5 protein-coding genes are annotated in these 8,198 nt (G+C 26.4%); all 5 read right to left on the bottom strand.

The genetic code is table 4. The features are described 5' to 3' along the window. Window positions 1–3,322 precede the first annotated feature (3,322 nt). Entirely contained in the window at window positions 3,323–3,475 is a 153-nt protein-coding gene (locus BST80_RS02850) for a hypothetical protein (RefSeq protein WP_415745883.1), read from the bottom strand. Between the two features lie 986 nt (window positions 3,476–4,461). Then, the gene (locus BST80_RS02845; RefSeq protein ID WP_415745882.1) at window positions 4,462–4,761 is read right to left on the bottom strand and encodes a hypothetical protein; all 300 of its coding nucleotides are present in this window, start codon (window positions 4,759–4,761) and stop codon (window positions 4,462–4,464) included. A 140-nt stretch (window positions 4,762–4,901) separates the two neighbouring features. Continuing rightward, a complete protein-coding gene (locus BST80_RS02840) occupies window positions 4,902–6,419 on the bottom strand; it encodes a type IV secretion system DNA-binding domain-containing protein (protein WP_415745881.1) in 1,518 nt (505 codons plus the stop codon). 11 nt (window positions 6,420–6,430) lie between these two features. Beyond that, window positions 6,431–7,636, bottom strand: a complete 1,206-nt coding sequence (locus BST80_RS02835; RefSeq protein WP_415745880.1) for a VirB4 family type IV secretion system protein — start codon at window positions 7,634–7,636, stop codon at window positions 6,431–6,433. A gap of 74 nt (window positions 7,637–7,710) precedes the next feature. After that, window positions 7,711–7,995, bottom strand: coding sequence for a hypothetical protein (locus BST80_RS02830; protein WP_415745879.1), 285 nt, complete (start codon window positions 7,993–7,995; stop codon window positions 7,711–7,713). Window positions 7,996–8,198: the final 203 nt, after the last annotated feature.

Genomic DNA, 8,198 nt, shown 5'->3' with positions numbered 1-8,198 from the left:
GGAGTTTTAACTGGCAACTTGAAAGAATATATGAAAATATTTTTTATAAGTTATGACACAAGGAATTGAAGGAAGAAAATATATGGAAATGCTATTTATGCTTAATAAATGAAATTTAATTTATGTAATACTAATTGTATAAAATATTGAATATTTTTATATTTATTAATTTTTCATATTTTATAAAATTGATTTCAAAAATGCATTCATTAAAAACTTTGGTTAGTAAATATAAAAATTAAATAATTCACATATTGAATATCCAAATTAATACTAATACTATTAAAATGTATGATATTGTATTATTTCTATTATAATTATTATACACCGTAGAAATGACAATGAGATCAGTTTTTGGGTTTTTTTTTCGATTTACACAGAAATTAAAGTTATCGAGAATTATTTAAAACGAATTTCGATAGATTTTTCGATTTTTTGCGATTTTTCGTTTAGTGATGTACAAATTATAGAGACTCGGCTGTATTATATATTACGTTATAGCTAAAAAGTTTTCGATGTAACCTGATTGTTTTAAAATTTTTCAATAAATATTAGTTAAGCGAAAACATTACGATTAAAACTATTATATATAAGAAAATTGAGATCTCTTGTGGAATGTTTTTACATCAAAATAGTAATTACATCAGCTTAAGGGCTGAAAAGTGAAATTACTTTATAAATAGTTACAAATTTGAAACAACCAACTTTTCTGAAAAGTGTTAAAATATTAAAAAAAAAAAAAAGATAAACCTAATTATTTGTTAATGCATTTCACAAAATATATATAAAATCAAATAAATAATTAATTTCAAACTATCTGTAAATTTGTCCATGTTCCTTTATTAAAATGTCGCTTAAAAAATCAATTTTTAATTGGTTTAACAAGTTTTTATAAGGGAGTCTGTTTTTAGAGCAAATGAAATTATTCCAAGAGATTTATTTATTTTTTATATACCAAATATTAAAGTACAGATAAGTTAGGTGTTTTTATTATTATTATTATTATTTATTATTATGTATTGAATACATTATTTGTTATGCTAAATATAATAATACAAGGTATACCTCTTTAAAAATATTATCAAATTTTTAAATTTACAAATTANNNTTNTGTTGTCGTAATTCAATGAATTTTACCACCAACAGCAAGTCACTCACGCAAGTTAATTAATTTCGTTCTAAACCGGTCGGGTGACTTGCGGGTGCGTTCAAATTCAACATAAATTTCACTATCATTTCTTTTGGTAATGATTAAGTCGGGATAGGCATTCAAATTGTAGTTTTCCATTTTGAGCTCACGCTCGGTTTGGTAGTGTTCGATGTCGGTTTGTGCAACAAGTCATTTTATTAACATATCTTGGTGTTGTAATTCATAATAATTTACTTTAATACTTTTTTTATGANTTCGNCCTAAATGACTTTGTGNTTTACTNGTTAAAGTATAATAGTTTTTCTTTGGCAATGTATCCACATTTATCATTTTTAAATTTACTAATTNTTCTTTTTGNAATTGAATTGTTTTAATATTTTTATTTAGTAACAAAGCTATTTGTTCTAAATTCAAATATCCTCAACGATTTATCATAATCAATATTTTTTCTAATTCACCCATAGTGTATCAACTCCTTACCAACCACTTTTGTCTTACTGGCAGGGTGGGTTTTTTTCTTTTTTGGGTTCCTTTTTTCTTTTTTGGGTTCCTTTTTTCTTTTAAGGGCTTGGGCAAAAAGAAAAAAGGAACCATTGCAGAACCCAAACATTAGGCCGAAACCCCGCACTCCCAACAACGTTGGGAGTGCGGGGTTTCGGGTGCTTGGCGTGCCAAAATGCTTGTAATTCAGCAGCATAAACAATACTAATAATAAGTTTTAAAACTTATTAAATACTTAATATAATTATATATTAAAATTAAAATAATTTAGTATTTTTTAAATAAATTTAGTAGTAATTTTATTTAAAAAATATATAAAATTTATTAAATATTTGTAGTTTTGATATAGTATGGGAATAGTTTTGGAAATATATTGGAAGAAAATGTATAATAAAAATAGGTGATTTACCAAACAGTAAAAACGATATGATGAAGACCATATCTTAGATTTGTTTATTCTTTGTCTTGCTACTCTGTGGCTTTATGCAAGCTCTTATGCTTTGTTGTAGGGGTAAGAAGAGAAAACCCAGTAGGGGAGTTAGTCTAAGTTGTTTAATTCCGCTAACAGTTGCTTTAGTTCTTCATCGGATAATTTTGGTGGGTCACCCTTGTTTTTTTCATACAGAGTGTTATAATCATCGACAAGAGAGCAATTCTCTTGTGATTCTTTTTTTACTTTATTAGCAGAATTTTTGGCTTTGATTGAAGCTTGAAATTCTGTTTTTCTTTTTGCCATTGCTTGTAATTCAGTTTGATATTTTTTATCAACGTCGGCTAAAAATTCTTCGCGGTTTTTAAACTTACGAAGACGAGGTTCAACAGCTTGTCATTTTTCAAATTGGCGTTTAAGCATATTTAAGTGATGAAATTGATACATATTTGTTTTAATCATCGCGTCATAGCCCGTCGCTTTAATGCGTGTTCCATCAGCATAATAAATATGGGTTTGACCAAAAACACGAACACCAACATTAAACCAATTAGGGTCTGTTTTTGTGACATGAATGTCTTTTTTGGCCACACTAATAAAGTTATCTCCAACTCGCACCTTATTTGATAAAGCGGTATGTTTATAGATATCTGATTTATGGACAAAAAAGTTACACATGTGTTTTTGATTNTCTAACTGATTGAATACCTTAAATTGNCCACCACGCGGTAGGTCAACAAAGTGATAATTGAGTTGTTCTGCGTGTTGAATTAAATTTTCCATAATGTTTTCCTTTCTAAGGATAAATTTTCATTTTCTTCAATTGCTGTTTNAAATTTTTTAAATTCTCAAATATGAGATATAACATCAGCAGGATTACAACAATAATGACAAATATTTTTATCAAAATTAAAATGTTTATTACAGATAAAACGATTACACGAGCAATGATTTGTTCCAACTATCATATCTTCACAAATATCGCAGATATTATTTTCTATCCTATAATTTATGTCATTTCATCATTTTTTATAATCAATTACATAGTAATCTGATAAGTCTTTTNTTCTGTTTCTTTTTATTTTTCGACTAATACTCATAAAAAGACTTCCTTTCNGCGGTTTTAACCGTTTTTTAACCCCTTATCAGCGTTGATATTTTCCAAAATGTAGAATAATATTCTTTTGTTTGATTTAAACGATGATTTTAGGGTAAATAATATTAATGTTAATGTTTAAATTTTAATCTCATAAAATGAGATCATCACCATTGAATAATTCTTTAATATCTTCTGAACTATAATTTACTTGTAATTTACTTGTTCTTCGGCAATAATTTCATTTGGTTTTTCAGATAGTAAAATATCTTTTTTTAAGACAAATTTTCTTTTTCATATAAACCTCCTAAATTATTGCTTTACCAAATTTGATATATTTATGTAAAAATAATGAAAATCACTATTTACTGATTGTTCAATAATTTTACAGTCTTTAAAAAATTCATAATNTTTAAAATCTNTTATTCTTCCTTTAAAAATAATANNTTGACAACTTCAAACTTCAATATTTAAATTTTTATTATAAATATCAATTCAATCTTTTAATTTATATGTCATTATTTTAATTCCTTTCTAATGAAATATTTTCATAAATAAAAAAATAGGTATAATGACTTTTTTATCATTCTACCTATACACAAAAATTAAAAAATGTTATAATTTAACCAAGAACCACCACAAATGTGCGGTTCAGGTAAATTATATATTAACCCTAATTAAGCGGTTGACTAGACCCTTAATAGGTGTATAGAAGAATGACTGTTGGGTCATTTTTCTTTTATTTAGTTGTTTATATTTTATCACAAATGTGCGGATAAAATATTTTTTTATCACTCCTTTTGATCAAACAAATAAAAAGGGAAATAACAGACCGCTATTTCCACAAACATTATAATAATTGATAAACACATTTTAAGAAAAATAAAATATGTTAAAATTGTTTATGGAAACACAGTTTGATTCAAAAGTGATTGTGTTTCCGTTTTTAATTGTCCTAGCAATTTACTTGCTAACAAATTCATTATATAGCAAATAAATAAATTTATCAATAAATTTTATATAAAAACAAAAACACCTTATTTTACTAAGGTGTTTTCTATTGGCACATTTAGATATGCTATTCCCATTTTTGTTTAAAAAAGATTATTTGAAAGGAGTTATCTTTTTTAAAGATAACCAATTACATTATATAACAAATTTTTTATTATGTCATAATTCCAATAAATAAAAAAAATACTAATCAAACCAAGAAGATTAGTATTTACTGATAATTGGAAGAATACATAAATAATTATATGTATCATATTAAAATTATAACATAATTTAATTAATAATGTTAAATTCTCTAACACTATATTCTAATTCATCAGTGTTTTTGTTATTTTTGTGAAGATACTTAATTTCAATTGTTTTAGTATCTTTATTAAATACTTTGTTTAAATTATCAGCAGTTTCGTTTCAAGTTACACATTTAATATTTTGCCCTTCATCATTTACATAAAATGAAAATAAATTGCGTTGAATATTGTTTTTGTCAGTAATTGTTTTAAACATTGCTTTATCAGCAAAAACAACATTTACTTCTTTTGTAAATAATTGAGTATTTTGAAAATTTCTGTACATATAAAAAATTCCTTTCATTAATTAAAGTATTTTATAAATAATAATTTTTAAACTAATAAAAGAAATTAATAGCATAATAGATTAAATAAAATTAAAATACTTTAATTAATTTTAACTTATTTATAAATATTTTAAAATATTTATTTATTTAATTGTTGAAATACCCCGTCTAAATAAGTGGTGTTGACTTGAATTTTTTGAATAAATAACTTGCTACTCGGAAGAGTGGTTTTTAAATAGCATTCACCAATTTTAAGGGCTTTCAGGTCATTTGGATGAACAACAAACTCATCCACCGCACGCACCGAACCCATATCAGTCGTGTTATTTTTAAAGTCAAGTTGTCGCGTTAGTTTTTCAGTTTGTTGTGTACCAAAGACACTCGCAACATATTCTGCTGTGTTTGGGTCTTTAATGTTATGACAAACAATAGTGCTAACATTCCCAAAGATAGTGTCTGTTAAATTTATATTGTTTGTTTTTAGGTCATTGATTGTTTGAAACGACAAGAAACATTGATAATTAAATGCTCGTGATTTATTTATCAAGTTGATAATGGTATCACTTGCAAAGACATTAAACTCATCTAAAACAATGTTAATTTTTTGATTAACTGATTTTAGAGTGGTTAATTCTTTTAAATTTTGAATAATAATTTTACCAACCGAACCAGCAAGTTTAGGATACATCAACGAATTGATACTAAACAAAATCGTTTTATGTTTACTAATCAATTCTAACAAAGTATTTTTATTGCCCAAACTATCGTTTAGTTGTGTGTTGTAAACATTTAATTGATTATAAAGACCATTGATGTCTTTTTCATCAAAATTTGATAATAACGAAATGCTATTGTCATTAAAAACAATTAATTTTTCTAATTGTTTAATAGGAAAGTATTTAACTAAATTATCAAAAGTAATAGCAATATCATTTTTTAAAAGTGTATCTAACAACAATAACAAATAATTATGTGCTAGATTTTGATAATATTGTTCGGAAAAATCAAACAACGACATTATTTTATCCGCTAAAATAACTTTATTTTTGCTTGCAAAAGGGTTATATTCCGCTGACCAACCAATTTCTCAAATAAAAGCGTTAGGGTCTAGTTGTTTAACTTTATCAATTAAATCAACATCTCCCTTACCATCAATAATAATTGTGGTTTCGCGGAATTTAAACCTTAACGCTTTTATGATTTGCATTAATGTCGTTGTTTTACCACTCCCCGTTGTTCCAACTAGGAGAGTATGTTGAGTTAAATTTGATTTTATTAAACCAAAGTTTTTGTCTAATTTAAGCAAATTGCTTTGCGGAATTTTCTTAAATTCTTGCTCTTTTTGTTTTGCTTTTTTATTTTGCTCATAAGCAAACATATCAAAGTATTGTCATTTCTGATAACCAATAAAACCAGCAACGACAATCACAACGATAAAGCTAATAATTGCAGAAATTTTAAAGCAAATATCTTTGCCATAAGCAGTTGAAAAAGTTTGTCAAGTAACCGCCTTTAGTTTTATCCCCGCATAGCCAAGCGAAATAGGAATATTAATTAAAGCAACTAACAAGAAAAATATTAATATAGCAAAAATAATTCAAAAGATTACTTTTTGAAATTTATTAAGTTTTTGATATTGATGTTTTATTTTACTCATAAATTTACCCCCTAACTAAAAGTTTCTTGTTCTATTTCACTTGCTTCAACATTTAACAACATCCGGTTATTAGCACCAATTGAAAACAAGCAAGTTCCCGTTGGCGCAGTTGCAATCGTATCTTTTTGATATTGATTTAATCTTCCGCTAGCTGAAATTAAATTATCATAATCTTGTAAATCGCTCGCCGCTAAATGATGAACAAACTGATATAAACAGTTATTTATTATTCCTTGGGCTTGGGTTTTTATGTTTGCATTACCCATAAAATCATTAATATTTTGAGTCATAATATACAAAATACCGTTATATTTCCGAATGCGTTTTGTCATTTCAAACAAGAAATTCAACGCTAGAGTATTGTTTTCATTAATCAATAAGTGAGCTTCATCAATGGCAATACAAATTCATTGTTGTTCCGCAATTGGTAATGCTTCGTTTTTGGCTTTGTTTTGTTTTACCACCTTATCCAAAAAGGAAAGCATTAAAAACAACTGAGCGTTTTGTCTGTTTTTGTTTGCTGTTAATTCGTGGGTATCAAAAACAATCAAATCATTCTTTAATGACAAAGTACTTATTCCGTTTCACAAAGCACCATCAGCTCCTTTTGCAAGTTTTCATAAAACATTATATAAATGTGATTTGTTTTGTTCGGTTTTTTCTTGTTTTTCAATTAAACTAAACAAATCTGATAGTGTAGGATAATCACGAGCAGTTAAAGTATCTAACTGTGTTTTATCAGTAATTTTAAAATCTTGGTATAGCTTTAAAAGCGTTTGTTGTAATAAACTTAAATCAATATCAGTTAAAGACGGATATAAGATTTTAAACCATTGTTCTAGTAATGAAATATGTTCTAATCAGTCATCTGAAAAAATCTCTAACGGATTTATTCGTGCTTTGTCCGATTTGCCAATGGGGATAATTTCCCCGCCATAGTAATTGACTGATTGGTGGTATTCCCGTTCAGGGTCAATGATATAAATTTTTGTGTTATTACAATATAGTCAATTTAATTGCTTTTTAGCATTAAATGATTTTCCGCTCCCTGTCATACCAACAATAAAAGCATTACTACTATTGCGGAAACTATCACGGTGTTTTATATCAAAACTTATCGGCTCATCTAGATCATTCGTTCCCATCAATAACCCGCGATTATCATTTAAAGGTGTTGCTACAAACGGATAACTACTTGCCAGTGAAATAACGGGCATTTCTTGTCATCATTCAGTACTGTTTTTGATATTGTTGTTTCAAACAAAATTATATGCTTTTAACTGCTGAAATTTTAATTCATCAGGGACAAAACCTTTTTTGTCATTTCACTTATTAACATTGTTCTAATACTATCTAGTTCTTTTTTTGTATCAGCAAAACAAGTAAACATAATTGAAACCATTTTCAAGGTTTCCCCGCCATTTTGAACCATATTCATTAATTCTGTAAAATATTCTAAATATGATTGATATTTAATTTCTTCGCTTGTTTTGCTTGTTGATTGAATTGCAGCACGATTAATAGCACGATCAAGCAATTTTAATGCTTCTTGTTCTGAAATATGATGAACTTTCATATTAACATTAACATTAGACTTCTTGCATAACCTAGTTATTTTAAAATTCCTATAAAATATATTTAAAATAGAAATTATAGGAATCTAAAATTATGAAATTTGATAAATTTGATTTTATTAATGATAAAGAATTATTCCGATTAACAGGAATAAAACAAGCCACTTTTAATAAAATGTTAGATATTTTAAAGGTTGCTGAAATA

It is taken from the genome of Spiroplasma sp. Moj, assembly GCF_016082285.1.
GTDB classification, from domain to species: Bacteria; Bacillota_I; Bacilli_A; order Mycoplasmatales; family Mycoplasmataceae; genus Spiroplasma; species Spiroplasma phoeniceum.
The sequence above is the reverse complement of the archived record's forward strand: the minus strand, read 5'-3'. Positions and strand labels throughout refer to the sequence as shown.